Origin of the sequence: Pseudofrankia inefficax (assembly GCF_000166135.1) — a bacterium.
Classification (GTDB): Bacteria; Actinomycetota; Actinomycetes; order Frankiales; family Frankiaceae; genus Pseudofrankia; species Pseudofrankia inefficax.
Map to the genome: position 1 here is coordinate 965099 of NC_014666.1, position 26804 is coordinate 991902.

Here is a 26804-nt window from a genome sequence, read left to right on the forward strand (position 1 = left end):
TCGGCCGTCAGGCGTCGCGGCCGCGGGCTGTCTCGGGAGGCTCGGGCTCTCGCTGGCGTGGCGCCTTGGCGGTCCGGCTGGCCCGCCGAGGCCGGGGCGGGCTGAACAGCGAAGGACCCTGCTCGGGCAACTCGGCGCCGGCGACCGTGCCCGGCGCCGCCAGGGGGAGCTTGCGGCCCGGCCGGTTCGCCCGGGCCGCGTGCCGAGCGTTGGCCGAGCCCGGCGGCGCGAAGCCGGGCTGCCACCGTTCCATCTCCTGGCGCAGCCCGGCCGTCGCCTCCAGCTGGCACAGCAGGCCGATCCCGCTCATCGTGACCCGGTGGATCAGCAGGTACGACGCCGGCAGGTTGAGCTGACGGGAGACCTGGGCGGCCGGGGAACGCCAGTCGGCGAGCCGCATCGCCTGCTCGCGCAGCCAGGCTCGGGAGAAGGTGAACTCCTCCACGGCGAGGGCGTCGAGCAGCGGGCCGAGGCTGGCGAGGAACTCGTGCGCGTCGATGGTCGCGTTCGGTGGGATGAAGCCCTCGCGGCGCAGCCCGTCGAGTACCGCGGCGGTCGTCTCGTCGTCGGCGGACGACTCCGCCTCGGCGGGGGAGCCGGCGCGGTTCGCGCCATCGGCACGGTCCGCGCCATCGGCACGGTCCTCTGCGGCGACCGCGGCGCGGTGGGCGTCCAGGGCGAGCCTGGTCAGCCGGCCGATCACCTCGGGCATCCCGTCCGGCAGCTGCTTGACCGCGCCGAAGTCCAGCACGCCGAGCCGGCCGTCGGCCAGTAGCCGGAAGTTGCCCGGGTGCGGGTCGGCGTGCAGCAGCCCGGCCCGCGCCGGGCCAGACCACAGGAAGCGGCACAGCAGCGCCCCGGCCCGGTCACGCCGGTCCTGCTCACCATGGGCGATGACGTCGGCCAACGGGGTGCCGTCGAGCCACTCGCTGACCAGGATGTGGTCGCCGGCGGCGACCGGCCACGGGATGGCGATGTCGGGGTCGCCCCGGAAGGCCTCGGCGAAGGCCTGCTGCCAACGGCCCTCCAACCGGTAGTCCAGCTCCTCGGCGACGCGCGCGCGCAGCTCCTCGATCAGCGGCTTCACGTCCAGGCCGGGGGCGAGTACACCGAACAGCCGGGCGACCCGCCCGAGCTGGGTGAGGTCCGACAGCAGCGCCGGCCCGGCCCCCGGGTACTGCACCTTGACGGCGACGTCGCGTCCGTCGGACCAGACGGCCCGGTGCACCTGGCCGATGCTGGCCGCGGCGACCGGGCTGTCGTCGAACGAGCGGAACAGCGTGCGCCAGTCCGGGCCGAGCTCGGCGGCCAGCACCTTGTGGATGGTCGCCGCCGGCAGTGGCGGCGCCGCCTCCTGCAGCTTCGTCAGCGCGGCCCGGTAGGGGCCGGCGACCTCGTCGGGCAGGGCCGCCTCGAAGACGGACAGCGCTTGGCCGAGCTTCATCGCTCCGCCCTTGAGCTCGCCGAGGACGCGGAAGACCTGCTCGGCCGTGCGTCGCTGGACCTCGGTCGCCACGGCCTCGGCCGGCCGGCCGCCAAGCCGGCGGCCGACGCCGAGCGTGGCCCGGCCGGCGTAGCCGATGGGCAGGGTGGCGAGCCGGGCGGTGCGGACCACGGCGCGGCGCGGTATGTCGGACACCGCTCTATCGTCGCTGCCGGCGGCCGAATCCGCGCGAGCTCGGCCGGAACGGTCATCCCGGAGAGTGCGATTGGTCACTCGGTGGTCGCGGAGGCGGGCGGCGCGGTGGCGCTGCGCGCTGCCCGGCAGGGGCAGTCCGGATGCAGGGGCCAGGTGCGCCGACGGATCCGCCAGTCCGGGGTGGCGATCTCCAATGTGCCGTCGGCGGTGGCCGGAACAGGCCGACCGACGGCCTCACCGGAACCTGGAGCCGCCGCCCCCGGCCCGGCGAAACGCCCCGCTATGGCCGGGCCGGCGTCGAGGAAGGCGAGCGCCTGGGCGGCGGCCAGCGCGCCGACCAGGGTGGCAAGTGTCACCTCACAGGCGTCCGGCCCCGGCTCGGCGCGCCGGGCCAGCTGGAGCGCGAGCAGCGGCCAGGCCGCGTCGGCCGCGAACCGGTGCAGATGTTGGCAGTGCAGGCACGCCGTCAGCCCCGGCACGACGAGGGGGCCGACCACGCCGGTCGTCTCCCGGACGCCGGCCAGCAGGTGCGGGACCGCTCGGCGCTCCAGCCCCAGCGACTCGTCCGGCCGCAGCACGGGCAGTCCGACCGGCGCGAGCACGAGCAGGTCCGGCCGGAAGGGCGCGGCCGCTCCCGTCAGCACCGACGGGCGGGCCACCCGGGCGAGCGCGGCCATCGTCGCGACCGCGCGCGGCCGGCCGACGTCGTCGAGACCGAGGCCGCCGGGCGCGACGTCGGCCGGGCCCGTGAGGCCCGCGTCGTCGACGACGACGTGACCGACGCCGGCGGCCGCGAGCAGGGTGGCGACCTGGGCGCCGACCCGGCCCGCGCCCTGGACGCTGACCCTGGCGAGCCGGCGGCGGGCGAGCACCCGGCGGGCACCGTTCGGGTCGGCGGTGGCCAGTGAGAGGGCGGCCAGGTCGGGCCGCAGCCGGTCTCGTTCGGTGGCGCTCAGCGGCGGGAGCGCGGCCTCCCGCGCGCCGGTGCGGTCCGCGCCGGTGAGATCACGGCCGGGCCCGCCTGGGGCTTCGAGTCCGTCGGGACCGTCCGCCGTGGCGTCGTCGAGCAGGCCCGCCTCGCCGAGCAGGTGGACCAGGGCGACGGTGGCGGGGTCCTCGTCCTGGGCGAGCCGGGCGTGGGTACGGGAGCCGTCCAGCGCCGCCAACGCGGTGGCGTGCGCGGGCGTCACCTCCGGGAGCACGAGCGCGCGGGACGGGTCGACCCCGAGCTGCAGGGTCGACCCGTCCCGCCACAGGCGGCGCAGGCCGGGCTTGAGTACCGGGCGCACGGGCACCTCCTCGCCCGACCGGCGCCGCCCGGTCCATGGCCGGGCAGGCCCAGCGGGACCGCCGACGGGGACCGGCGACGGCCGGCGACCCGGGCGGGTCGCCGGCCGTGCGCGGCTGGGAGCCGCACGTTCGCACACGGCGCCAGCCCTGGCACCTGGCGTGGCCACGGTGCCGCGCGGCGGCCACTTGACACCCGTCCGGCCTGGCCCGCTGCCCCCGCCGCGGTGCCGGAATCAGGCCTTGCCGAGAATCCGGTTGATCGTCGAGCCGCAGACCGGGCAGGTGCCCCGGGCCATCCGGCGGCCGGACTCGCTGATCCGGACTTCGCCCTCGTAGTTGCGCTTCTCCTTGCACTTCACGCAGTAGCCCTCGTAGCTGGCGAGGCTGTCGGCCACGCGGTCTCCCTTCCCAGGTCCGCACCCGGCCGCATCGGCGGGTGCGGACGCCCAAGTGATGCTCTGGACAGATGCTCGAGACGGTCGTGCCCCAGGCCGTGGTGCGCTTGCCGCCAGGCCGGTTGATGAGCGTCGGCCGGCGGCCGGGCCGGGCGGGCTCCCGGTCAGCTGGCCGGGCCGTCTCCAGCGACGCGGGCCGAGGTCGGCCACGCGCGCGCCGCCCCGAATCCGGAACCCGTCAGCGCGGGTCGGTGTCGGTGCGGCTGCGGAATTGATCCTGCCCAGCCGGGGTTTGGCGGCGGTCGGCGGGCCAGCCCGGGGGGTCTCGGTCAACCGTGTGTTCGGACGGCGGTGACCGCCCGGCGCGTGCGCCTAGGGTGCGCTGTTCCCTCGCGGCGCTCGGGCCGCGGCCACCGCGACGGCGGAGATCGAGGGTGCGCCGACCACGCAGCGCGTGAAAGGGAAACCCCCGGTAGATCCGACCTCTCCCAGCTTCCCCTTCCGAGAGAGATCGACTACCGGGGGTTTCTCGATGGTGACGCTAAGGCGATGAGGCCGTGACGTCAACGTCCCGAAAGCCCGCCTGAAACCGGGTGCCCGACCAGTTGAAGCTGGTTGGCGCCCGTTGACCCCCAGGTGTCTACTCGGCGGACCGGGGGCCCTGCTCCTCCGGAGGTGCCTCGCCGAGCTTCTCGATCTCCGCGATCGGGTCGAGGGTGCTCGCCGACGATCCGGAGACGAAGCCATCCGGGTCGCTCAGGTCGTCAGCCGACGGAAGCAGGTCCGGGTGGCCCCAGACGGCGTCCCGCCCGTCGGCGCCGCGCGCGGCCCGCAGGGCCTCCCAGAGCGCCGCGGCCTCGCGCAGCCGGCGTGGCCGCAGCGAGAGACCGACCAGCGTGGCGAAGGTCTGCTCCGCCGGGCCGCCCTCGGCCCGCCGGCGGCGGACCATCTCGCGCAGCCGGGGCGCGGACGGCAGGTGCTCGGCGGCCGCGGTGTCCGTCACGTGGTCGATCCAGCCCTCGACGAGCGCGAGGGCGACCTCCAGCCGCCCGAGGGCGGCCTCCTGCTCCGGGGTGGTCGCATCGGCGAAGACGTCCTCGCCGAGCGCCTCCGAGAGCTTCTCCGGATCGGTCAGCATGCTCGGGTCGACCATCCGCATCATCTGGCCGAGTGCCTCCTGGTCGACCGTGATGCCGCGGGCGTACTCCTCGACGGTGCCGAGCAGGTGCGCGCGCAGCCACGAGACGTGGGCGAACAGCCGGGTCGCGGCCGCCTCCCGCAGCGCCAGGTAGATGCGGATCTCCTCGGCGTCGACGCCGAGCCCCTCGCCGAAGGCGGCGACGTTCGCCGGCAGCAGCGCCGCCGTCCCGGCCGGCGCCAGCGGCAGGCCGATCTCGGTGGACGAGACGACCTCCCCGGCCAGCGTGCCGATCGCCTGGCCGACCTGGGCGCCGAACAGCATCCCGCCGACCCGGTTCATCATCTCGACGACCGGGCCGCCGGCCGCCATCAGCGCGCCGAGGTCCAGGCCCGGCGGCAGCCCGGCCGCGAGCTCCGGCGGCAGCCCGCCCGCGTCGCCCAGCTGCGCCAGCCCACCGGACAGGCCGGTCCGCATCGCCTCGACGACCCTGGCCGCGACCGGGTCGCACAGCTTCTGCCAGATCGGCAACGTGGCCTCGATCCAGCGTGCCCGCGTCCAGGCCTGCGCCCGCGCGCCGCCGGCCGGCAGCGTGGTGACCGGGTCGATCCAGACGTCCGCGATCCGCAGCGCGCCGGCGACGGCCTCCTCGTCAGCCGAGGTGAGCTTCGGGTCGTCGGCGCCGACGGACCGCACCGCGATCTGTTTGGCGAGCTCCCAGTTGACCGGGCCGCCCTGCCAGGACAACAGCTTTTCCAGCTCAGCGAAGAACGGCGCGGCGCCGCCAAACGGGCCGAACGGCCCTTGGCCGCCGTCGCCGCCCCCGCCGCCGGGGGTGAAGCCGAACGGAAACTGGCTACTCATCAGACCCGGAACCTCGCTACACGCTGTGCGATCTACAGGCTGTGATCTACAGGCTGTGCTGACTACGAACTGTCTTGACAACGAACGGCTGCCCGGACATGTGTCCACGGTAGTCCGATCAGAAGCGGACGGCCCGGCGCGGCGGATACCGTCAGTAGATGGACCTCTCCCTGGCGGCCCCGGTGGCGCGCGCGGACCGCCGGCCGCTCGTCGTGGCAGCCCTGCGGGACGCGCCGCTGTCGGTGGATGAATGCCTTGCTGCGGTCGCGCTGCCCGAGGCAGGCGGAACCGCCCTGTTCATCGGGACTGTCCGGGACCATGACGGCGGGAAGTCCGTGGTGGAGCTGGAGTACTCGGCCCATCCGTCGGCCGAGCAGACGATGGCGGCCGTCGCCCGCGAGGTCGCGGACGGCCTTGTTCCCGAGACCGCGGCGTGGGCCGGCTCGCCCGCCCAGCCACACCGCCACGAGGGCGCCCACGCCCACGGGGCCGCCCCGCTCGGACTGTTGGCCGTGGCAGTGCACCACCGCACCGGATTGCTCACGATCGGGGACATCGCGGTCGTCGCCGCGGCGTCCGCCGCGCACCGGGCTGAGGCGTTCGTGGCCTGTCGGCAGCTCATCGACCAGATCAAGACACGGGTACCGATCTGGAAGCGGCAGATGTTCGCCGACGGCACGTCGGAATGGGTAGGCGCCTGCTGACGGGGCACTTAGGATGCAGGTGGGGCTAGGACAGAGATCCCCGTCTTTCCTACTCCCGGATCGATGGCGAGGCCGCCATGTGGGTGTTGCTCATTCCGGTCGTGACGTTGCTGGTGGCGCTGCTGTGGGGCGCGTCGCGCGGCCGTCCGAGGCGCGCCCGGGAAGCCGCGACGATCGAGGGCTACCGCCGGATGGTCACGGCGCTCGAACGCCCGGTCGGTACCCCCGGTGACGCACCGGACGCGGCCAGGCCCGCCGACGCCCCGCGGGACGCGGGCGAGGACCCGGACAACCGACACCTGCGGGTTCCAGACGTGCTGCGCGGTCTGCGCCGGTCTCCGAAGCAGCCGCGGCAGCAGACCGGCCAGGCATCGGCCCGTCCGGCACCGGCCCGCGCGGCCGAGAGCCTGGACGTGGACCTGCTGGCGGACGGCGACCCCGTGTACCCAACGGACCGGGACACCCCGTTGACCGCTGTCCCCGCGGCGGCGTCCGTCCCGCCGTCAACCCCGGTCACACAGCCGGACGCGGTCATCCCGGCCACCCGCGCGGTCGTCGACGCCCCGGTCGCGGACGAGCCCGAGCGGCCTGCCACCGCGGCACGTGAGGTGTCGGCCGCGGCCGAGGCGCCCGCCGACAGCGGCTGAGCGCCGACCGGTCGTCGGGCCCTTCGCCGAGAAGCGACCGGAATCGGTAGCGAGCCGGTGCCGTACATAGGATGCGGGGCATGGCGCGCCGGACTCAGACCCTGCTCGTCGCGGCCGTGCTCGCGCTGGTGCTGGGGATCGCGGGGCTGTGGCTTCCGGTGCCCTTCGTCACGCTCGCGCCCGGGCCGGTCACCGACACCCTTGGCAGCGTCAAGGGCGTGTCGTTGATCGACGTGGAGGGCCGCGCGACCTACCCGACGAGCGGCCGCCTCGAGCTCACCACGGTCGAGGAGACGCCCCGGCTGAACCTGCTCGGCGCGCTGGAGGACTGGCTCGACGGCGACCGCGCGGTCGTCCCGCGTGAGCTGATCGAGCCGCCCGGCGCCAGCCAGGCGGAGATCCAGCAGGAGAACACCCAGGCGATGCTGGACTCGCAGACCGAGGCCACCGTCGCCGCGCTCACCCAGCTCGGGATCAAACCGACCGGTACCGCCGTCGTCGTGTACGCGATCCCGTCCGGGTCACCGGCCGCCGGCAAGCTGAACTCCGGTGACGTGATCACCGAGGTCGACGGGGTGGCCGTGCACTCCCAGGACGAACTCAAGACCCAGATCGCCAAGGTCAAACCGGGCGAGGACGTGAAGATCGGCTATCAGCGCGGCTCCGGCGCGACCGCGCTCACCGCCGTCACGACGAAGCCGTCCCCGGATGACGCGACCAAGCCGATCATCGGCATCACGACGACCGAGCGGCAGCTCTACCCGTTCACGGTCCGCATCCGCCTCTCGGACGTCGGCGGCCCGAGCGCCGGGCTCATGTTCGCCCTCGGCATCGTCGACAAGCTCACCCCCGGGCAGCTCACCGGCGGCCGGACCATCGCCGGCACCGGCACCATCGACCAGACCGGCAAGGTCGGCCCGATCGGCGGCATCCAGCAGAAGATCCTCGGAGCCCGCGGCTCCGGCGCCTCGGTGTTCCTGGTCCCGTCCGGCAACTGCGCCGACGCCAAGCGGATGGCCCCGCGCGGCCTCACCCTGATCAAGGTGGACACCCTGTCCGGCGCCCTCGACGCCGTCAAGAAGCTCGGCACCCCCCAGCAGGCCTCGATCCCAGCTTGTTAGCGCCTTACAGGAACGTGGCGAAGAGGCCGTCGACGAGGGCGTCGGCTACGTCGGGGTCTACGACCACTTCGGTGGCGTCGACGCGGCGGCGCAGGCAGGACGAGTAGGCGCCCGAACGGGTCACCGCGACGGCGACCCGGACGTCCTGGCGCTCCGGATGGGTGGTCGCCCAGACGTCGATCTCGTAGTCCTCGTACGGGATCTCCTCCTCGGCGCTCGGCGGCAGCAACACCAGTTCGGTGACCAGCACGCAGCCCTCCACCTCGGCCGGCCAGCCAATCGTGGAGAGCACCTGCTCCAGCGGCCCCTCGGGCAGGTCCTCCTGCTCGATCGGGGTCAGCGGCCGGGAGGCCGCGTCGCCGAGATGCTCGGACAGGCTGGGGTCATAGGCGAGCAGGTCCGTGGTGTGCGCGAGCGCGTAGAGCCGGCGTGGCTGGTTCCAGCCGGCCGCGGCGACATATTCCTCGAGCTCGAGCACGACCTCGGTCAGCTCCGGGAGTTTGGGGCTCGTCACGGGCCTCATCCTCTCTGATCGCCCCAGACGGCTCACCGGGCGCCCCGGCTGCTGGCGTAGGTTGCCCTTAGCGGGCCAAAGCCGCACCGCCCGTAGAGACCTGGGTGAGGCGGGCGTGGGCCCGGACACTGGGATCGCCGGACACAAGGGATCACCGAACGCACGGGGGGCACAGCGGGCATCAGCCCGCCAGCCCACAGCCGCACGGAGGAAGCACGTGTCAGCAGAGCCGTCCGCGCGAGGAGCCTCGGCACCGGGGGGAATGGCCCGTCGGCTGATCGTGGGGCGCCTTCGCGTGATCGTGCCGCTGCTCGTGCTGGTGGCCGTGGTGGTCCTGTTCGTCGTGCTGACCCCCATCTACACGGATCTGTTGTTCTACCGGTCGGTGAACTTCAGCAAGGTGTTCACCACCGTCCTGTGGACCCGGGTGCTGCTGTTCGTGCTGTTCGGCGTGGTGATGGCCGTCGTGATCGGCACGAACCTGGTGCTCGCGTACCGGCTACGGCCCCCGTTGCGGCCGCTCTCGGTGGAGCAGCAGAACCTTGAGCGCTACCGGACGGCACTGGAGCCGTACCTGCTCGCGGTGCTGTTCGGGGTGACCGCGCTGTTCGGCCTGGCCGCTGGCCTCTCGGCGTCCGGCCGGTGGCGGACGTGGCTGCAGTGGGTCAACGGGCAGAAGTTCGGCGTCAGCGACCCGCAGTTCCACCGGGACGTCAGCTACTACGCGTTCACGTACCCGTTCCAGCGGTTCCTGCTCGGATTCCTGCTCTCGGCCGTGGTGCTCTCGCTGGTGGTCACGACGATCACCCACTACCTGTTCGGCGGCATCCGGATCCAGTCGCCGCGCCACGGTGACGTCCGCATCGAGACCGAACGGGTCAGCCCGGCGGCGAAGGCCCATCTGTCCGTGCTGCTGGGCCTGCTCGCGCTGCTGAAGGCCTGGGCGTACTACCTGGACCGGTTCGGGCTGGTCTTCTCCTCGCGCGGCGTGGTCTCCACCGGCGCCGGCTACACCGACGTGCACGCCGTGCTGCCGGCCAAGCTGATCCTGCTGTTCATCTCGTTGGCCTGCGCCGGCCTGTTCATCTACAACATCTTCCAGCGCGGCTGGACGCTGCCCCTGCTCGGCGCAGGCATCCTGGTGCTGTCCGCCGTGGTGATCGGCGGGATCTACCCGGCGATCGTCCAGCAGCTGCAGGTGAAGCCGAACGAGGCGTCGCGGGAGTCGCCCTACATCGCGCGCAACATCGCGGCGACCAGGGACGCCTACGGCATCTCCAGCGTCATGCCGCAGAACTATCCGGTGGCGACCCAGCTGAGCGCGACGGCGGTCCAGAACGACGTCGGCACCGTGTCCAACGTGCGGCTGCTCGACCCGAACAAGCTGTCCAAGACGTTCAAGCAGCTTCAGCAGTTCAAGGGCTACTACGGCTTCCCGGACACCCTGGACATCGACCGGTACACCGTCGGCTCCACCACCCAGGACTACGTCGTCTCGGTGCGCGAGCTGGACCAGAGCGGACTGGCTCCGACGCAGAAGAACTGGATCAACGAGCACCTCACCTACACCCACGGCAAGGGCTTCGTCGCGGCTCCGGCGAACAAGGTCGAAGGCGGCAAGCCGGACTTCGAGGTCGGGAACCTGCCTCAGCTGGGCCCGTTCGACATCACCGAGAACCAGGTCTACTTCGGGGAGATGTCACCGAACTACTCGATCGTCGGCACGAAGCAGCAGGAGATCGACGGGCCCGGCGCCGCGCAGGGCAGCACCACGACCACCAGCTACACGGGCGACGGCGGCGTCTCGATCGGCTCCTGGTTCAACCGCGCGGTCTTCGCGGCCCGGTTCGGCGAGAAGAACATCCTGTTCTCGTCGGACATCACCCCGCAGTCGCGGATCCTGTACGAACGCAACCCACGCGACCGGGTCGCCAAGGTCGCGCCGTGGCTCACCCTCGACGGGGACCCGTACCCGGCGGTGGTCAACGGGCGGATCACCTGGATCCTCGACGGCTACACCACCTCCGACGGCTACCCGTACTCCGAGCGCAACGCGCTCGGTCAGGTCACCGCCGACGCGGTCACCGGGCAGAACCGCGTGAAACAGGGCACGAACGACGTCAACTACATCCGCAACTCGGTGAAGGCGACCGTCGACGCGTATGACGGAACCGTCACCCTCTACGCGTTCGACGAGTCCGATCCCGTACTGCGGACCTGGATGCGGGCGTTCCCGGGCACGGTCAAGCCGGCCAAGGACATTCCGGCCGAGCTGCGGGCACATTTCCGCTACCCCGAGGACCTGTTCAAGGCCCAGCGGGACGTGCTCGCCGACTATCACGTGACCGACCCGGCGGCGTTCTACTCGCAGGAGGACTTCTGGGACGTCTCTCCGGCTCCGGACGACCAGAACACCGATCAGCCGCCGTTCTACGTCTACAGCCAGCTTCCCGGCCACAAGACGCCGTCGTTCAACCTGACGTCTCCGCTGATCTCACGAAGATCCTCCAAGCTCGCCGCGTACGTCGCCGTCTCGAGCGATCCGAACGACTACGGCAAGTTCACCGTGCTGCGGCTGCCCCAGGGCGTCACGATCAGCGGCCCCTCGCAGATGCAGAACCAGATCGAGACGAACAGTGAGGCCGCGTCGAAGCTCACGCTCTGGCGCGGCGGCCTGTCGAACACCACGATCCAGACGATCGAGGGGAACCTGCTGACCCTGCCGGTCGCCGGTGGACTGGTGTACATCGAGCCGTACTACGTGCAGGCCAGGGGGTCGGCCGGGTATCCGACGCTGCAGGGGGTCGCCGTGGCCTTCGGTGACAAGATCGCGTTGGAGGACTCGCTCGAACAGGCGCTGGACGTCGTGTTCGGTCCGGGGGCGGGTAAGCCGGCGGCCGCCGCCGGGAGTGGGACCGGGGCCGCGGGGGCTGATACGAGCGGCACGCAGCCGCCAGGCGGCTCGGCGAGCCCGAGCCCGTCGCTCACCCCAGCGCCGGGGGAGACGCTGAGCCCCGACCTCCTGGCGGCGATCGGCGCGGCCCAGGCCGCCAACAAGGCCGGCCAGCAGGCTCTCGCGAAGAACCCGCCGGACTGGTCCGCCTTCGGGGCCGCGCAGAGCGACCTGGCCAAGGCGCTGGCCAGCATCTCGGCGCTGAGCGGATCGAGCACGCCCAGCCCCAGCGCGACGCCAGCACCGTCCGCGGCGCCCTACGGCACCGCGTCGCCATCCGCGACCGCGGTGCCGCCCACCACGGCCAGTCCCACGACCGGTCCGTCGGGCTAGCCCTCGTCAGGTGACGGCCACGTAACGGTCGGCTCACCGCCCGCGTTTTGACACCTCCCCAACCGCGTCTGATACGGTGTCCTTACCGACGCGGGGTGGAGCAGCTCGGTAGCTCGCTGGGCTCATAACCCAGAGGTCACAGGTTCAAATCCTGTCCCCGCTACCACTTGGCGAATGGCCGGTTCCTTCGGGAACCGGCCATTCGCATTTCTGCGTCCTGAATCGTCGCGGTGTCGCTCCTTAGTGGCAGGCGCACTGCCCGTCGGCGCAGTGGGAGCAGCCGCCGGTGCCGGCGGGGTGGCCGACCTGCTTCTCCGGCGGGAGGTCGAGCATCGGATTGCCGTCGAAGAAGCCGAACGGCTTGAGATGAAAGCCGACCCTGGTCACGGGCATGACCGGCCAGTCCTCCGGCCGTACGACATGGTGGGCGCCGGCCGTGTACCAGAGCACGACGTCGGTGTCGGTCAACGGCCGGTCGGCCTCGACATACCGGCTCACGCCGTCGCCGCTGACGTTCTGGGCGACGTAGTCACCGGCGGCGTACCGCTGGGCCGGGTCGTACGCGGTGACCCACAGCTGCTTGGTGGCGAACCCGCCGCGCCGCGACTGCTGGGAGCCGTCGACCCACAGCGGCGCCGTGTACGCCCCGGGCTCCAGCTTGTACGCCGTCGGGGCGCCCAGCAGGGAGGTCCGGTCGGCGCTGGTGATCAGCCATGAGCGGCCGTTGAGGGGGTTGCCGTCCCGGCCGCCCGCCGCCTCCGACGTGATCGCGGTCCGGACGGTCCGCCAGGCGTTCCCGTGCGGGTTCGCGGGGCCCATCGGGCCGGCCGAGCGGGAGTCGACCTCGAAGACGCTGTTCCGGTCGCCGTCGACGCGCATGTCGAGCCGGATGCTGAAGTAGTGCTCGTGGTTGGGCGCGTAGAGCCCCGGCGCGATCAGCGTGCCGTGCTCGGGGTCCGAGCCCGGCTCACAGGCACCGGTCGACAGGACGCCCGTGAGCTTGATCTCCAGCTCGATCGAGCCGTCCAGGTAGAGGTTCCAGTAGAAGCCGTACTCGTAGTTCCCCACCGTGGCGAAGAACGAGATGACGAGCCGGCGGTTGCGGCGCACCTCGCCGCGCAGGGTCCGGAAGTCGGTGTGCTTCCAGCCGACGGAGGCGTCCTCCTCGTGCATGCAGATCGCGTTCGGGATCGTCGTCGGGCCGCCGTCCTGGTCGTTCACCACGCCGTCGAAGTAGAAGATCTCGCCGAGGCAGTCGCAGCCGAGGGTGAGCGAGTTGGCCAACCAGCCGAGGCCGTACTCGCCCATGTCGAAGACGTTCTTGTTCCAGTGCGTCGGTCCCGGGTCGCCGTACGGCACGTACATCTCGGCGACCGACGCCCGGTAGAGGACCGGGCGGGTGACCCCGGCCTCGACGTAGCCGACGTCGTGCAGCACCAGGCCCTCGCGCGGCGTGAACCCGATCCGCAGCCGCCAGTTGGCCCACTCGACGTGGTGCCCGCTGACGGTGAAGCTCGGGCCGTCCGGCTGTGTGATCACTATTGGCCGCAGCGGTTCGCGCAGCCGGGTGAAGCCGGTTACGTTGCCCGGCTCGACCAGGAGGTCGGGCTCGTAGTTGCCGGCGAGCGGGGGCAGCGGGACGACGCCGTGGTCGATGACGTCGATGACCTCCATGGCGTCGAGGTCGACGACCGCGATCAGCCCCTCGACCGGACGGGCGTACCCGTTGTCATGCGGCGAGGTGCGCACGAACGTGAGCGGGCGCAGGATCCGGCGCAGCGCTGGATCGTCCTCGGGCCCGGTGTGGCCGGCCGCCCACGGGTCGACCATGCAGAGGCCGAAGTCGCTGACCCCGCGCCGGCGCATCGCCGCCTGCCAGCGCGGGTCGGCCCGCACGATCTCCTCGCACGCCATGAACTCCGCGGCCGTGGTCGGGGCCTGCAGGCCCTCGGCGACCCGCCACGAGACGACCAGGCCCCGGGTGAGCGAGACGACCGCCTCATAGGTGCTGCGCGTCTTCGGGTTGCGCAGCAGCAGCGCTACCTGTCGGTCCCACGGGGTTCCGGGCACCCAGGCGACGACGTCCGCCTTCGGCGGCTCGGCCAGCTCGATGAAGACAAACCGCGAGCCTTCGACGAAGACCTCGGACGCGGTCAGGATCGCGGAGGCCGCGGCCACCTCGTCGGCGTCGAGTGGCTCGAGCGGATGGCCCGAGATCGCGACCGTGTCGGTGCTGGTCATGGGGTCGGGTCCCTTCGGACGGGTGGCCCACGCTAGGACACGCCTGTTTGCCGGCGGCACTCGTCGCGTTTCGAGCAGGGAAAACAGGTCCGGCCGCGGAGCGTCCGGCATCGAGGCCGGCGTCGCCAGAAGTCCCGGGCGATGATCAAGGTTGACAGCCTGATCCATCGGGTACAGTGACACCAACACCGACGCGGGGTGGAGCAGCTCGGTAGCTCGCTGGGCTCATAACCCAGAGGTCACAGGTTCAAATCCTGTCCCCGCTACCATCTGATCAAGGGCGTCCGTCTCATCGAGGCGGGCGCCCTTGGTCTTGCGCGGCCTTGATCCGTGCGCGCTAGCTGACCGACGTCGGCGCCTCCGGGCGGCCGAGGGCCGCCGGGTCCCAGCCGGCGGCAATCGCCTGGGCGGCGGCCGCGAGGTCGTCGACGCCCATGGCAAGCTCGTCGGGCCGGTCGGTGCTCAGGTCGAGGTGGAACCCGTACAGGCTGGAGTCGACAAGCCGGACCACTCGGGCGACCCGCTCCGGGGGCGCTCCACAGCGGACCAGGTAGTCCTCCAGAGCCCGCACCCACCGGTCGTTCGCCTCGCACACGATGGCGGCGAAGCGTTCCTGACCGATCAGCCCGGTCGCCGCCGCCTGGACGTAGATGTCCGTGGCGCGGTGGAGCGGGTCGGTCTGCAGGGCCGCCCACAGGGCATTGACCCCCTGACGCACCCCATCCGTCCCGGGAAGCGCGTCGACCGCGGCGATCGCCCGGTCCTCCGCGCGGGTGACGACAGCCGCGACGAGCTCGTCGCGGCTGTTGAAGTGGTAGATGAGCATCCGGTCGCTGGTGCCGATCGCCGCGGCGACCGGGCGCAGCGTCAGACCGATGAGGCCATGTTCGAAGACATGGTCGGTGACCTGGTCGAGCAGGTCCTCTCGTCGCCCCATGAAGCCCACATCGTAGGCGGGTCGCCTCCGCGACTCTGAATGTAGCGACCGCTACGCTACGCTTGTAGCGATCGCTACGTTCGGAGGAACGTCATGTACGCAGCCTTTGCCCTGCTCATCGCGGCGATTGGCAGCGAGGTCACCGCCACCGCGCTGCTTCCGCGTGCGGAAGGTTTCAAGGACCCGTGGTGGTCCGCCGTCGTGCTGCTCGGCTACGGCCTGTCGATCTGGCTGCTGGCCCGCGTGGTCCGAACCCTGTCGGTGTCCGTGACCTACGCGATCTGGGCGGGGGTCGGCACCGCGGCCGTCGCCGTGGTCGGGGTCTTCTTTCTCGGCGAGTCGATGGGCTGGATCAAGACCATCTCGCTCGCCCTGATCATCGCCGGCGTCATCGGCCTGAACCTGGTAGCCGAATAGGCGAGACGTACGTGGTCCGGTGCGGGCAGAGGCGCGCGACCGCCGTCTCTGCCCGCTCGCCTCAGTTGGTCAGGTCCTTGGCCATGGCGTCGAGGCTTTCCAGGTAACGGTCGACGTCGGCGTCGGTGTGCTGGACGGAGAGGGTCCACTCCTCCTCGCGGCCGGGGGCCATCAGGACGCCCCGGTTGGCGTTGTACAGCCAGGCGAGCTCGGGCAACTCGGCGTTCTGGTGCTCCATGAACGAGGTGTAGTCCCGGATCGGCGCGTCGGTGAAGTGCACACAGCCCTTGGACGAGATGCCGACCGTGTAGCCCGCGATCCCATAGCGGCCAAGGATCTCGTCGCAGCCGGCGATCAGACGGTCGTTGAGTCGATCCAGGTGGACATACGCCTCGGGAGTGAGCACCTCGGCCAGGCTGGCGCGGGCCGCGGCCATCGACAGCGGGTTGCCGTTGTAGGTGCCGACCTGCTTCACCTTGTCGGAGGCGACCACTTCCATGATCTCGTCGGTGGCCCCGATCGCGCCCGACGGCAGGCCGCCGCCGAGCGCCTTGGCCAGCGTCACCATGTCGGGGGTGACGCCGAACCGCTCGGTCGCGCCGCCGGCGGCGACACACAGGCCGGTCTTCACCTCGTCGAAGATCAGGACGATCCCGTGCCGACGCGTGATCTCCCGGACGGCCTCCAGGTAGCCCGGCTCCGGCAGGATCACGCCGAGGTTCATCATGGCGGCTTCCATGATCACGCAGGCCGGCTTGCGGCCCTCGGCGATCAGGCGCTCGATCCGGGCCTCCATCGCGGGCGCGTCGTTGAACGGCACCGGGACGGTCAGGTCGATGACGGCCTGGGGGATGCCGGCGCCGTAGCCGAGGGAGTTCATGTTGTCGGCCGGGCCGATGTCCGAGTACGGCGCGCCGATCGAGACCATCACGTAGTCGTGGTGGCCGTGGTACGAGCCGAAGATCTTGACGATGGTGTCCCGGCCTGTGACGCCGCGGGCGATCCGGATCGCGTCCATCGTCGCCTCGGAGCCCGAGTTGACGTAGCGCCACTGCGGCAGCCCGAACCGGCGGGCCAACTCCTCGCTGACGACGACCGAGTCCTCGGTCGGCATCGCGAAATGGGTTCCCAGCCCGACCCGCTCGGTGACGGCCCGGATGATCGCCGGATGGGCGTGACCCTGCACCATCGAGCCGAAGCCGTTGTGGAAGTCGGAGTACTCGTTGCCGTCCACGTCCCAGACCCGGGCCCCCTTGCCGTGGGTCAGGTAGATCGGCCACGGGTCGCGCGACTGGTAGGAGGACGGCACCCCGCCGGTCATCGTGCGCAGCGCGCGCTCGTGCAGCGCGCCGGAGCCGGGCGTGGCCGCGGCCAGGCGCGCCTCCTCCCGCTCGGCCAGCCCGGAGGCCCGCCCGGCGAGCGCCGCCTCGACCGTCGTGGATTCGGTTGCAGCCGTGGTCGTATCAGCCGTGGTCACGGTAGCCCTCCAAGGCGCACGTCGAGCGGTCTCAACGCTGAAAGCGTAGCCGATCGGTCGCCTGTACGAGGGAATCCGCAGGAAGAACCCGATATGACTGCCGCATCATGGCAGTCACGGCAAGGTCATACGATTGCAACCGCCATCGCGCCGCGGGTCACCGTCTCAGGACGTTCCGACGCCGACGGCCACAGTGCGGGGGCCGGCCGGCGGTCGGACGCGCGGGCGAGGAGGAAGCCGGTGCAGACACGTAAGGCGCCAGGTGGTCGCGCGTCGGCCGAACCGCTGTTGGATGACGTCAACAAGGCGATCATCGAACAGCTCCAGCAGGACGGCCGGCGGTCCTACGCCGCGATGGCCGCGGCGGTTGGCCTGTCCGAGGCCGCGGTACGCCAGCGGGTGCAGCGCCTCCTGGACGCCGGCATCATGCAGATCGTCGCGGTCACCGACCCGTTGCGGGTCGGGTTCAAGCGCCAGGCGATGATCGGCGTCCGCGTGACGGGCGATACCCGCGTCGTCGCCGACGCGCTCGCCGGCCTGCCGGAGGTCGACTACGTCGTCATCACGGCCGGGTCGTTCGACCTGCTGCTGGAGATCGTCGCCGAGGATGACGAGCACCTGATCTCGCTGGTCAACGACCACATTCGCGCGCTGCCACAGGTCCGCGAGACCGAGACCTTCGTCTACCTCCGCCTGGTCAAGCAGACCTACACCTGGGGCGTTCGCTGATCGGACGCCCGGAGGGCGTCTGATCAACGAACGCCTGTCGGGCGCTGAGCGCCCTCCCAACGTCTGTTGTCAGCTGGCGTGGATGTTCGTGGTCGGCCTCCGGCGGTGGCCGGGTTCTTGGGTCGCGTGGGCGGGGCCAGGTTCCGGGCGTCTGGTCGCGTCGGATCAGGGGCACTGAAGATCGCTGTTTCGGCCCTCCGGTGGTTCGATTTGGGGACGCATCGGGAGATGGTTCACGTGAAACAACTGATGCACAACCAGTGGATCGGGTTGGGAGTCCGACTGGGGTAGGGCGGCCGGACCAGGCCTGGCTCGCCCCAGGGATGGATAGGACGGCCCATGGCACTGGTCGAGCGCGATCCGTCGGACAGGACACTCGTCACCCACCTCGGCGGGGCCGAGATCACCGTCAGACCGGAGGCGTCGTCCGGCGCCGGGAACGCGCCGGTCGTGTTGCTTCGGCTGGTGTCGCCGATGTTCGACTCGTTCGCCGTCGCCTACCTCGGGCCGGTCGAGGCGACGGCCCTCGCACGCGCCCTGCTCGCCGCCGCCGAGGCCGCCGACGGCCGCCCAGGCACCACTGTCCACGGCTGGCGGAACCGGCCGCTGCACTGATCCCACCCGTAGCCACCCGGAGCGCCGGTTTCCATACCCAACTGGCGATCACAGGCTAGTTGACCTGTCGCAGGACGCCTTGATCGCGAACCAGGTATGGAAACTGGCGCCTGGTGGCCGATTTGCTCCTTTTATCCATACGTGGTTCGCGATCATGATGAGCCACTGGCTCGGCGCCGCCTGAAGATCCGCGTCTGGGTATGGAATCCGTCGCCGCCCGGCTGTGGCGAAGATCGACGGGGGCCCCAGCCGCGCCCGCGGGCCCGCCAGCTCCCAGCCGAGCCCAGCCGGCCGAGCCCAGCCGAACCCGGCCGCCCGGCCGCCCGGGCGGCCGGGCCGAATACGGCCGGGCGACCTGGTGGGGCTAGCCGGCCGGGGCCGAGCCCAGCTCTCCTCGGTCGGGGCGAGCTGGGCTCAGTGGCCGGTGAGCAGCTCCAGGGCCTTGCCGAGGTGGGACGGGCGGCCTGTGCGGTTCTCGCGGGCGTCGGTCGCGGCGGCGCCGATGCGGCCCGCGTTGATGCCCAGCCAGCGCAGCGGTTCCGGCTCCCACTGCCGTGGGGCGCGGTTCACCCAGGGCAGCTTCGTGTTCGGGGTCTCGTGCCCGGCGACCAGCTCGGCCAGGGTTCTGCCGGCCAGCGCCGCCGCGGCGACGCCGTCGCCGACGTAGCCGCCGCCACTGCCCAGGCCCGTCGCCGGGTCGAACCGCACGGTCGGGGTCCAGTCGCGCGGCACCCCGAGCGGGCCGCCCCAGCGGTGGGTGATCTCGGCGCGCGCGGCGGCGGGGAACAGCGTGCCCAGCGTGTGGCGCAGGTGCTCGAAGACGGTGTCCTCGCGGTCGTACGCCGGCCTGATCCGGGAGCCGAGGTGGTAGGGCGCGCCCCGGCCGCCGAGCACGATGCGCCCATCGGCGGTGCGCTGGGCGTAGATGATCAGATGCCGGTTGTCGTTGAGGGTGAACCGCTCGCGCCAGCCGATCTCGTCCCAGACGGCGGCCGGCAGCGGCTCGGTCGCGATGATCAGTGAGTAGAGCGGAACGATCTCGCGGGAGTAACCGGGCAGCCGAGGCGTCCAGGCCTCCGTCGCCCGGATCACCGCGTCAGCGCGGACCGAGCCGCCCGCGAGGTCGACCCGTCCGGCCGAGATCCGGCGCGCGGCGGACTGCTCGTAGATCGTGACACCGCGCCGCTCGGCCGCCTCGGCGAGCCCGCGCACCAGCTTGGCGGGGGACAGCGCGGCACAGTCCGGGTCGAAGGTGCCGCCGAGCGCGCCGGCGACCCGCACCCGGGCGGCGACGGCGTCCGCGTCCAGCCAGTCGTCACCGGCGGTGGTGCGTAGCCGGGAGGCCTGCGCAGGCGTGGTCGCGAGGCACAGGTAGCCCGCCTTGGCGAAGTCGCAGTCGATGCCCTCCGCGGCGGCGATGGCGCCGACCTCGTCGATGGTCGCCGCGAGCGCCGGCCGCATCGCCTCCGCCAGCGACTCGACCGGGAACAGCGCCGAGCACCAGCCCCCGTTGCGGCCGGAGGCGCCGAATCCGGCCACCTCGCGCTCGACCACCACGATCCGCTTGTCCGGCGCGAGCCCGGCCAGGTGGTAGGCCGTCCACAACCCGGTGAAGCCGGCGCCGACGATGCACACGTCCGCGGTCACCGTGCCGCTCAGCGCCGGGCGTGCCGTCACCGGGGCAGCGAGCTGGTCGGTCCAGAGCGAGGCCACGAGGCCCGCCGAGGGAGGCGTCTTGCGGCCGGGCAGCAGCCCGGCCGTGCGGCGGAGGAACCGGCTCGCGTCAGCCACCGTGGCTGCCTACCCTTCGTAGCGATACAGCACCGGATCTCGTCCAGCCTGTCGCCGAACGGGGTGCGTCATCTGTGCCTGATTCTCGTCGTCGCCTCTCCCGGCCCGGGGGCTGGGCTGTCGTCGGGCGGCGCTCGACCGACCGGTCCGTCCGGCAGCCGGCGGCCCGGCGGGGTGCGTACCCGGAGATCTCTCTGCCGAGATCCCTCCACAAGCACGGTATCCGTGCTTTAGTCTGCCCTAAACCGCCGACTTCGACCGTACTACCCCGGTTCGGAGACGGCATCCGTATGTCCAGTGCGGATCCGGCGTGTTTCCTGAACCGACATGTGACGGGTGCGCCGGGCAAGCGTGGGAACGTCGTCACGAACATCGCGGCGGGCAGCACAACAGGCGTGGTCAGCAGGACGTCGGGGACTGGAGAGGTCGGATGGGCGAGGTTCTGAGCAACTTCATCGGCGGCGAGTACGTGCCGACGGCCGACGGCCGGACGATGCCGATCGTCGACCCGTCGACCGGCGAGCAGTACGCCGAGGCACCGCTGTCGGGCGCCGCCGACGTGGACAAGGCCATGGCCGCCGCGGCGAAGGCGTTCGAGGGCTGGCGGGACGCGACGCCCAGCGAGCGGTCCCGGGCGCTGCTGAAGCTCGCCGACGCGATCGAGGAGCGCGCCGACGACCTCGTCGCGGCCGAGGTGCGCAACACGGGCAAGCCGGTCGGGCTCACGCTCAGTGAGGAGATCCCGCCGTCGGCCGACCAGGTCCGGTTCTTCGCGGGCGCGGCCCGGCTGCTGGAGGGCCGGTCGGCCGGGGAGTACATGCACGGGCACACGAGCTACGTGCGGCGCGAGCCGATCGGCGTGTGCGGCCAGGTGACCCCGTGGAACTACCCGTTCATGATGGCGATCTGGAAGATCGCTCCGGCGATCGCCGCCGGGAACGCCGTGGTGATCAAGCCGTCGGACACGACCCCGGCGAGCACCCTGCTGCTGGCCGAGATCGCGGCCGAGTTCCTGCCGCCCGGCGTGCTCAACGTCGTCTGTGGCGACCGGGACAGCGGCCGCGCGGTGGTGGCGCACAAGACGCCCGCGATGGTCTCGGTGACCGGCAGCGTCCGGGCCGGCATGGAGGTCGCCAAGGCGGCCGCCGACGACCTCAAGAAGGTCCACCTGGAGCTGGGCGGCAAGGCGCCGGTCGTCGTGTTCGACGACGTCGACGCGGCGAAGGTCGCCGAGGGCATCGCTGGCGCCGGCTACTTCAACGCCGGCCAGGACTGCACGGCCGCGACCCGCGTGCTGGCCGCGCCCGGCATCTACGCCGACCTGGTCGCCGCTCTCGGCGACGCGGCCCGGGCCACCAAGGTGGGCCCGCCGTCGGACGAGGACGCCGCGTTCGGCCCGCTCAACAGCGCGAACCAGCTCGCCCGGGTGTCCGGGATGGTCGGGCGCACGCCCGAGCACGCCCAGGTCGTCACGGGGGGTGTGGCGCTGGACGGGCCCGGGTACTTCTACCCACCCACGGTCATCGCCGGCGTCCGGCAGGACGACGAGCTCGCCCAGTCGGAGATCTTCGGCCCGGTGGTGACCGTGCAGCAGTTCTCGGATGAGGACGAGGCGGTGCGATGGGCCAACGGCGTCGAGTACGGGCTGGCGTCCAGCGTCTGGACGACCGACCACGGCCGGGCGATGCGGGTCGCCCGACGACTCGACTTCGGCGCGGTCTGGGTGAACACCCATATTCCGATCGTGGCCGAGATGCCACATGGTGGTTTCAAGAAGAGTGGATACGGCAAAGATCTGTCGATCTACGGTCTTGAGGACTACACACGTATTAAGCACGTGATGCACAACTTCGAGTTCTGAGCCTCGCGGCGGCCTGGTCTGGCTGAGCCCCGCGGGCGACGCGGCCGGCGAAGGGCGGCGCGACGGGTCATCCTTCGCGCCGCCGCCCCTCTCCGGGCGAAAGGCGAGTGGTCGCTATGCGGACGGCGGGCGGGGACGACGGGACCGGGACGGGCGGGGCGTCGCGGCTGGTCGCGGACGCGAGTGGCGGCGGGTCTGACGAGGCCGGCGGCCGGCGGGACGCGGCCGTCCGCGCGCCTGCCGCCAAGGCGGGCGGTGCCACGCGAACGGGCGGCGCCACGAGCCGCAAGGACACACTTTCGCCCCGGTTCCTCACCGTGCACGGCCATCGACGGGCCTACCTGCGGGCCGGTCGTGGGTCGCCGGTGCTTCTCATCCACGGCATCGGGGACAGTTCGGCGACGTGGCTCCCGGTACTGCCCGGACTCGCCCGCCGGCACACCGTCATCGCCCCGGACCTGCTGGGCCACGGCCTGTCCGACAAACCGCGGGCCGACTATTCGGTCGGCGGGTTCGCCTGCGGGATGCGCGACCTGTTGACGGTCCTCGGCATCGAGCGGGTCACCGTGGTGGGTCACTCGCTCGGCGGCGGGGTGGCGATGCAGTTCGCCTACCAGTTCCCGGAGCGGTGCGAGCGGCTGGTACTGGTCGGCACCGGCGGGGTCGGGCCGCAGGTCAGCCCGTTGCTGCGGCTGGCCGCCTCGCCCGGTGGTGAGGCGCTCCTGTCGTTGCTGCGGCTGCCGCCGGCTCGGCTCGCCGGCCACGGGGTGATCAGCGCCCTCGGCCTGTTGGGCACCGACCTCGGCCGCGACTCGGACGAGGTGGCCCGGGTGTTCGGCGGGCTCGCGACGGGGCAGTCGCGGGCCGCGTTCCTGCGAACGCTGCGCTCCGCCGTGGACGCCCGGGGCCAGGCGATCACGATGCTGGACCGCTGCTATCTGGCCCAGGGCATGCCGACGCTGATCATGTGGGGAGCGCATGACGCGGTCATCCCGGTCGAGCACGCCCGGATTGCCCACGAGGCGATGCCCGGCAGCCGCCTGGAGATCTTCCCGGACGCCGGCCATTTCCCGCATCACACCGATCCGGACCGTTTTCAGGCCGTCCTAGCCGATTTCTTCGCCACCACGCGACCGGGCAGTCACACCGTTCGAGAGTGGCGCGCGCTGCTGCGGTCGCGCGCCCTGCCGCCGGACGCGCCGGCCGAGGAGGCATCCCGGCCGGTCTCGGCGCCACGTGCCCGCCATGGCGATGCGGAGGGTCGGACGGGCCGCGCCGGACCCGCGGGCCGCCCTGGACGCCTCGCCGACGCCGACCGGGATGCCGGCCGGAGCGACCCGGCCGCGCGCCTTTTCAAAGCCGGCTGACCGAGACGCGGATATCGTGAACGAACCGTGGATGATCTACCGTGCGGCCGATCGCCAGGAGAAGATCGCGTGAAGATCGGGCAGGGTCGTGACAAGCGGCACGGGTATGTTCCACATTTAGTCCCGAGGAAGCGCTACCGTAGAGTTAGCGGCGTCGGTCACTCGCATGTCGTGGGGCACCAGCTCGTTGGGTACCAGCTCGTTGGACTCCAGCTTGCAGGGCACCAGTTCGTTGGACCCAGCTCGCGGCGCAACAGTTCGCGGCGAATGCGACCTTCGTTGGTGACGGCTGCAGACACGGACGGGCCACCTTGTTCGACGTTGGTCCGCCGGGCCCCGCAATGTCTGCCCTGGGGGGAGACCCCCGGACGCCCCGATGGAACTATTCGGAGGTCGATCCTTGGCACGCCGTGCACGTCTTAGCTGGCCCGAGGAACGTCGTGACTCGAGCGAGGTTGTGGTGACCCGGTTCGACCCGGGCCGCGGCTGGACCCTTGACCAGGCCCGTGACCTGGTACGTCAGGGTTACTCGGTAGATAACGTCGCACAGCGGACGGGCTTTCCGGCGCAGATGTTGAAAGTCGCCGTCGCCGACGAGGGCTGAACCGCTCACCGATTCGGTGACCGTCGCCCGCGCGCGGGCGGCTCCCCGGCTGGGCGTCAGGCGGAGGAGTGTGAGATCTGGTCACCCGCCTGAGGTTGGCGGGTGACCGGGGCCGCTCGCGATCTCGCGTCCGCTTCGCCGACGCGCCGATCGGAAGACCGCTGGAAATTGCGCCGCCCGGTAGGGGACTGATGTCGGACGGCGATCGACATGCGATTCCGGATGCCACCGGCCCGCCCGCCGTTGTTCCTATTACTGACCGGCGGGAGACGGACAATCCACCGGTACGCAATGTGTGGCGGTGTTCGGGCGCCGATCAGACGGCGCTGTTCGTCGTCGCCGCGACGAGTCGGTCGACATGGTCGCTGTAGACCGCATCCAGGCCGTAACCGAGCAGCCGTCGTAGCGTCGCGGATCGCTGGGCATCCCAGCCGAATGCCAGCAGACCGTGATCGTGTAGTACGCCCACCATCGGCGCTGTCGGCGCGACCCAGTCTCTTGACCGCAGATTCAGCGCGTTCGCCCCGGCTTCGACCAATGAGCGCGCATACGGCCCAATCCCGCCGTCCGCCCGGATGTCCCGGACCGAGGTCGAGTTGACCAGACGGACGTCCGGGTCGAGCTCCCGCCAGGCGCGCAGGCATCCGCGCGGCCCGCAGATCCACAGCCGGCGCACCGCGTCCGTGCCGCCGGCCGCCCTGGCCTCCGTGATCACCGCGGCCACGGCGGCGTCGGCCGTCTCACCGGCCGGGGTCTTCACGTCGAGGCTGAACTCGAAGCCGGTGCCCAGCCGCTGGTAGAAGGCGGCCAGCGTCGGCAGCCAGCCGGGCAGCGCTCCGGACGTCAATCCCGGCACCGGCGCCCGCATCCTGGCCGGACCGAGTTCCTGGTCGTGGTGCAGGACAGGCACGCCGTCGGCGGTGAGCCAGACGTCCGACTCCAGCCCGGAGGCGCCGTGGGCGAGCGCTCGCTCGAACGCGGCGAGGGTGTTCTCCCGCTGGTACCAGGCCGGCGCTCCCCGGTGCGCGAACCCGATGGCCACCGCGGCCGGCCCCGTTACTCGGTCTTGAACGAGGCGAGCGCGGTGTCGTGCAGCAGGCCGTTCGAGCTGAGCACCGTGCCGTGACCGGCGCCGCGCACCCCGCGCAGGTCGGTGAACCGGCCCCCGGCCTCCTCGACGATGATCTGTAGCGCCGCCAGGTCCCACAGCGACACCACCGACTCGGCAGCGACGTCGACGGCGCCCTCGGCGACCATCATGTGGGACCAGAAGTCGCCGTACGCCCGGGTCCGCCAGACCTGGGCGGCCAGGTGCAGCAGCTCGGGCAGGCGGTCGCGCTCGGTCCAGCTCTCGATCGACGCGAACGACAGGAAGGCGTCCTCCAGCCGTCCGACCGAGGAGACCCGCAGCGCCCGGGTATCGCCCGTGGCGGTGCGGGTGAAGGCGCCGCCGCCCTTGGCCGCCCACCAGCGCCGGCCCATCGCCGGGGCGCTCGCGACGCCGGCGACGATCTCGCCGTCGACCTCCAGCCCCAGCAGGGTTCCCCAGACCGGGACGCCGCGAACGAAGTTCTTGGTGCCGTCGACCGGGTCGAGGATCCAGCGCCGCTTCGCGTCGCCAGCGCCCGCGAGGCCCTCCTCCTCACCGAGGACGGCGTCGGCCGGGCGGACCGCGGTCAGCCGCTCCCGGATCATCGACTCCACCGCGGTGTCCGCGTCCGACACGGGGGTGTTGTCCGGCTTCGACTCGACCCGCAGGTCCACCGCCTGGAAGCGGGCCAGCGTGATCTTGTCGGCTGCGTCGGCGAGGCTGAGCGCGAGGGCGAGGTCGTCCGCCGGTGTCGGCCAACTCTCGCCGGTGGGCTCACCCACGGCGCCCGTCGAGGAGGCGGAGACGACCGCCGCTGTGTCAGACAGCTTCACGCCTAGAGCCTACGGGCCAGCCAGCGCACGAAACGGCTTCTGTGACGGGGCGGACGCCTTTGCCGCCGATCCGCCGGCGCGGATCAGGCCGCCGAGCCGCCACGGGCGGCGAGCAGCCGGCGCAGGCTGGCCAGCCGGGCCGGTTCCGCCCGTCCGTCGCGGACCGCCTCGTCGAGGCCGCAGTCCGCCAGGCCCTCGGCGTGCGTGCACCCGGGCGGGCAGTCGGCCGCGGCCTCCGCCAGTTCGGCGAACGCGGCGAGCACCCTGGCCAGGCTGACCGCCCCCAGCCCGAACGAGCGCACGCCCGGGGTGTCCACCACCCAGCCGCCGCCCGGCACCGGCAGCGCCACCGCGGCCGACGAGGTATGCCGGCCGCGGCCGGTGACCGCGTTGACCGCGCCGATCTCCTGGGCCGCGTCCGGGACCAGCCGGTTGACCAGCGTCGACTTGCCGACGCCGCTGTGCCCGAACATCACGCTCACCCGGCCGGTGATCAGCTCGCGCAGCTCGGCGGGATCGACGTCCGGCCGGCTTGTGACGATCATCACTCCGAGTGGCCGGTACAGCTCGCGCAGCGCGCCGTCGTCGGCGAGGTCGGCCTTGGTCAGGCACAGCACCGGCTCCAGCCCGCCGTCATAGGCGGCGACCAGGCACCGGTCGATCAGCCCGGTCCGTGGCGGCGGGTCGGCGAGCGCGGCGACGATGACGAGCCGGTCGGCGTTCGCGACGATCGGCCGCTCGGACGGGTCGGTGTCGTCCGCGGTGCGTCGCAGCACGCTGGTGCGCTCGGCCCGCCGGACGATCCGGGCGAGCGCGCCAGGACGGCCGGACGTGTCGCCCACCAGCGAGACCCGGTCGCCGACCACGACCGGGACCCGGCGCACGGCGCCGCCGCGGATCGCCTCGATCAGCGCGCCCGCCTGGTCCCGGGCCGCGCGGGCCCGTTCGTCCCTGGCCCGCTCGGGGCCCGGGTGCACGGCCCGGCCGTCGGCCGCGGTGCGCCGGCAGGTGTAGCGGCCGCGGTCGACCGCGACGACGACGCCGTCCACCGCGTCGGCGTGCTCGGGCCGCTCGCGGGTGCGCGGCCGGGAGCCCTTGCCCGGCCGGGCCCGGACGTCGTCCTCGTCCAGCTCGCGGCGCCCGGAGTCGCGCCGGACACCGGTCACCGCCGGTCACCGCTCATGGTCGCCCGCCGGTCATGGGGTCGCCCGCCGGTCAGGTCTCGGTCGCCGATCACCGCTGTG

At 72.0% G+C, this 26804-nt stretch carries 22 protein-coding genes and 2 tRNA genes; 12 read left to right on the forward strand and 12 right to left on the reverse strand.

The genetic code is table 11. The features are described from left to right. Positions 1 to 7: 7 nt before the first annotated feature. The 4 genes from FRAEUI1C_RS03855 to FRAEUI1C_RS03865 form a co-directional block, all read right to left on the reverse strand. Positions 8 to 1639, reverse strand: a complete 1632-nt coding sequence (locus FRAEUI1C_RS03855; RefSeq protein ID WP_013421968.1) for an ABC1 kinase family protein — start codon at positions 1637 to 1639, stop codon at positions 8 to 10. 74 nt (positions 1640 to 1713) lie between these two features. Then, positions 1714 to 2928 carry a ThiF family adenylyltransferase gene (locus FRAEUI1C_RS03860; RefSeq protein WP_013421969.1) on the reverse strand — a complete coding sequence of 405 codons (1215 nt, stop codon included), beginning with the start codon at positions 2926 to 2928 and terminating at the stop codon, positions 1714 to 1716. A gap of 234 nt (positions 2929 to 3162) precedes the next feature. Next, complete coding sequence (locus FRAEUI1C_RS40070) at positions 3163 to 3324, reverse strand: DUF5679 domain-containing protein (protein WP_013421970.1); 162 nt, start codon at positions 3322 to 3324, stop codon at positions 3163 to 3165. A gap of 640 nt (positions 3325 to 3964) precedes the next feature. Further along, on the reverse strand, positions 3965 to 5326 hold the full coding sequence (locus FRAEUI1C_RS03865) for a zinc-dependent metalloprotease (RefSeq protein WP_013421971.1): 1362 nt from the start codon (positions 5324 to 5326) through the stop codon (positions 3965 to 3967). Positions 5327 to 5484: 158 nt separating this feature from the next. Here FRAEUI1C_RS03865 and FRAEUI1C_RS03870 point away from each other — a divergent pair, with 158 nt between their 5' ends. From FRAEUI1C_RS03870 to FRAEUI1C_RS03880, 3 genes are all read left to right on the forward strand, one after another. After that, positions 5485 to 6030: a molybdenum cofactor biosynthesis protein MoaE gene (locus tag FRAEUI1C_RS03870; protein ID WP_013421972.1), complete on the forward strand. Its 546-nt coding sequence runs from the start codon at positions 5485 to 5487 to the stop codon at positions 6028 to 6030. 101 nt (positions 6031 to 6131) lie between these two features. Further along, positions 6132 to 6677 (forward strand): hypothetical protein, encoded by a 546-nt coding sequence (locus tag FRAEUI1C_RS03875; RefSeq protein ID WP_157734804.1) that lies wholly within the window; start codon positions 6132 to 6134, stop codon positions 6675 to 6677. Positions 6678 to 6757: 80 nt separating this feature from the next. After that, entirely contained in the window at positions 6758 to 7798 is a 1041-nt protein-coding gene (locus tag FRAEUI1C_RS03880; RefSeq protein ID WP_013421974.1) for a YlbL family protein, read from the forward strand. A 4-nt stretch (positions 7799 to 7802) separates the two neighbouring features. Here FRAEUI1C_RS03880 and FRAEUI1C_RS03885 read toward each other — a convergent pair whose 3' ends face one another. Next, the gene (locus FRAEUI1C_RS03885; RefSeq protein WP_013421975.1) at positions 7803 to 8312 is read right to left on the reverse strand and encodes a PPA1309 family protein; all 510 of its coding nucleotides are present in this window, start codon (positions 8310 to 8312) and stop codon (positions 7803 to 7805) included. Between the two features lie 262 nt (positions 8313 to 8574). On the opposite strand from FRAEUI1C_RS03885, the gene FRAEUI1C_RS03890 reads away from it, so the two are divergent. Both FRAEUI1C_RS03890 and FRAEUI1C_RS03895 read left to right on the forward strand, forming a co-directional pair. Beyond that, positions 8575 to 11598: a UPF0182 family protein gene (locus FRAEUI1C_RS03890; protein ID WP_041258819.1), complete on the forward strand. Its 3024-nt coding sequence runs from the start codon at positions 8575 to 8577 to the stop codon at positions 11596 to 11598. Between the two features lie 89 nt (positions 11599 to 11687). After that, positions 11688 to 11764: transfer RNA gene (locus tag FRAEUI1C_RS03895), tRNA-Met, on the forward strand. A gap of 74 nt (positions 11765 to 11838) precedes the next feature. Here the strand turns inward: FRAEUI1C_RS03895 and FRAEUI1C_RS03900 are convergent. Continuing rightward, a complete protein-coding gene (locus FRAEUI1C_RS03900; protein ID WP_013421977.1) occupies positions 11839 to 13839 on the reverse strand; it encodes a primary-amine oxidase in 2001 nt (666 codons plus the stop codon). 192 nt (positions 13840 to 14031) lie between these two features. Here FRAEUI1C_RS03900 and FRAEUI1C_RS03905 point away from each other — a divergent pair. Continuing rightward, positions 14032 to 14108 (forward strand) — tRNA-Met (locus FRAEUI1C_RS03905). Positions 14109 to 14176: 68 nt separating this feature from the next. Here FRAEUI1C_RS03905 and FRAEUI1C_RS03910 read toward each other — a convergent pair. Beyond that, complete coding sequence (locus FRAEUI1C_RS03910; protein WP_013421978.1) at positions 14177 to 14776, reverse strand: TetR/AcrR family transcriptional regulator; 600 nt, start codon at positions 14774 to 14776, stop codon at positions 14177 to 14179. 93 nt (positions 14777 to 14869) lie between these two features. Between FRAEUI1C_RS03910 and FRAEUI1C_RS03915 the strand changes: the two genes are divergently transcribed. After that, positions 14870 to 15193, forward strand: a complete 324-nt coding sequence (locus FRAEUI1C_RS03915; RefSeq protein ID WP_013421979.1) for a DMT family transporter — start codon at positions 14870 to 14872, stop codon at positions 15191 to 15193. Between the two features lie 61 nt (positions 15194 to 15254). Here FRAEUI1C_RS03915 and FRAEUI1C_RS03920 read toward each other — a convergent pair whose 3' ends face one another. Further along, positions 15255 to 16670 carry an aspartate aminotransferase family protein gene (locus FRAEUI1C_RS03920; protein WP_013421980.1) on the reverse strand — a complete coding sequence of 472 codons (1416 nt, stop codon included), beginning with the start codon at positions 16668 to 16670 and terminating at the stop codon, positions 15255 to 15257. Between the two features lie 240 nt (positions 16671 to 16910). On the opposite strand from FRAEUI1C_RS03920, the gene FRAEUI1C_RS03925 reads away from it, so the two are divergent. Then, positions 16911 to 17399, forward strand: coding sequence for an Lrp/AsnC family transcriptional regulator (locus FRAEUI1C_RS03925; protein WP_013421981.1), 489 nt, complete (start codon positions 16911 to 16913; stop codon positions 17397 to 17399). Between the two features lie 339 nt (positions 17400 to 17738). Then, positions 17739 to 18014 carry a hypothetical protein gene (locus FRAEUI1C_RS03930; RefSeq protein ID WP_013421982.1) on the forward strand — a complete coding sequence of 92 codons (276 nt, stop codon included), beginning with the start codon at positions 17739 to 17741 and terminating at the stop codon, positions 18012 to 18014. Between the two features lie 414 nt (positions 18015 to 18428). Here FRAEUI1C_RS03930 and FRAEUI1C_RS03935 read toward each other — a convergent pair whose 3' ends face one another. Beyond that, on the reverse strand, positions 18429 to 19805 hold the full coding sequence (locus FRAEUI1C_RS03935) for an NAD(P)/FAD-dependent oxidoreductase (protein WP_013421983.1): 1377 nt from the start codon (positions 19803 to 19805) through the stop codon (positions 18429 to 18431). 430 nt (positions 19806 to 20235) lie between these two features. Here FRAEUI1C_RS03935 and FRAEUI1C_RS03940 point away from each other — a divergent pair, with 430 nt between their 5' ends. The 3 genes from FRAEUI1C_RS03940 to FRAEUI1C_RS03950 all read left to right on the forward strand — a co-directional run bounded on the left by FRAEUI1C_RS03940 (position 20236) and on the right by FRAEUI1C_RS03950 (position 23637). Further along, positions 20236 to 21666, forward strand: a complete 1431-nt coding sequence (locus tag FRAEUI1C_RS03940; RefSeq protein ID WP_013421984.1) for a gamma-aminobutyraldehyde dehydrogenase — start codon at positions 20236 to 20238, stop codon at positions 21664 to 21666. A gap of 116 nt (positions 21667 to 21782) precedes the next feature. Beyond that, positions 21783 to 23033 (forward strand): alpha/beta fold hydrolase, encoded by a 1251-nt coding sequence (locus FRAEUI1C_RS03945; protein ID WP_013421985.1) that lies wholly within the window; start codon positions 21783 to 21785, stop codon positions 23031 to 23033. Between the two features lie 460 nt (positions 23034 to 23493). Continuing rightward, positions 23494 to 23637 (forward strand): hypothetical protein, encoded by a 144-nt coding sequence (locus FRAEUI1C_RS03950; protein WP_013421986.1) that lies wholly within the window; start codon positions 23494 to 23496, stop codon positions 23635 to 23637. A 316-nt stretch (positions 23638 to 23953) separates the two neighbouring features. Here the strand turns inward: FRAEUI1C_RS03950 and FRAEUI1C_RS03955 are convergent, their stop codons facing one another. The 3 genes from FRAEUI1C_RS03955 to rsgA form a co-directional block, all read right to left on the reverse strand. Then, positions 23954 to 24679, reverse strand: coding sequence for a glycerophosphodiester phosphodiesterase (locus FRAEUI1C_RS03955; protein ID WP_013421987.1), 726 nt, complete (start codon positions 24677 to 24679; stop codon positions 23954 to 23956). Between the two features lie 14 nt (positions 24680 to 24693). Continuing rightward, entirely contained in the window at positions 24694 to 25560 is an 867-nt protein-coding gene (gene hisN, locus FRAEUI1C_RS03960; RefSeq protein ID WP_013421988.1) for a histidinol-phosphatase, read from the reverse strand. Positions 25561 to 25643: 83 nt separating this feature from the next. Then, positions 25644 to 26726 (reverse strand): ribosome small subunit-dependent GTPase A, encoded by a 1083-nt coding sequence (gene rsgA / locus FRAEUI1C_RS03965; RefSeq protein WP_013421989.1) that lies wholly within the window; start codon positions 26724 to 26726, stop codon positions 25644 to 25646. Positions 26727 to 26804: the final 78 nt, after the last annotated feature.

Coding starts and splice junctions, on each gene's coding strand:
- FRAEUI1C_RS03865 (WP_013421971.1), bottom strand. CDS start 5,326: ATGAGTAGCCAGTTTCCGTTCGGCTTCACCCCCGGCGGCGGGGGCGGC.
- FRAEUI1C_RS03870 (WP_013421972.1), top strand. CDS start 5,485: ATGGACCTCTCCCTGGCGGCCCCGGTGGCGCGCGCGGACCGCCGGCCG.
- FRAEUI1C_RS03880 (WP_013421974.1), top strand. CDS start 6,758: ATGGCGCGCCGGACTCAGACCCTGCTCGTCGCGGCCGTGCTCGCGCTG.
- FRAEUI1C_RS03890 (WP_041258819.1), top strand. CDS start 8,575: ATGGCCCGTCGGCTGATCGTGGGGCGCCTTCGCGTGATCGTGCCGCTG.
- FRAEUI1C_RS03900 (WP_013421977.1), bottom strand. CDS start 13,839: ATGACCAGCACCGACACGGTCGCGATCTCGGGCCATCCGCTCGAGCCA.
- FRAEUI1C_RS03910 (WP_013421978.1), bottom strand. CDS start 14,776: ATGGGGCGACGAGAGGACCTGCTCGACCAGGTCACCGACCATGTCTTC.
- FRAEUI1C_RS03915 (WP_013421979.1), top strand. CDS start 14,870: ATGTACGCAGCCTTTGCCCTGCTCATCGCGGCGATTGGCAGCGAGGTC.
- FRAEUI1C_RS03930 (WP_013421982.1), top strand. CDS start 17,739: ATGGCACTGGTCGAGCGCGATCCGTCGGACAGGACACTCGTCACCCAC.
- FRAEUI1C_RS03940 (WP_013421984.1), top strand. CDS start 20,236: ATGGGCGAGGTTCTGAGCAACTTCATCGGCGGCGAGTACGTGCCGACG.
- FRAEUI1C_RS03945 (WP_013421985.1), top strand. CDS start 21,783: ATGCGGACGGCGGGCGGGGACGACGGGACCGGGACGGGCGGGGCGTCG.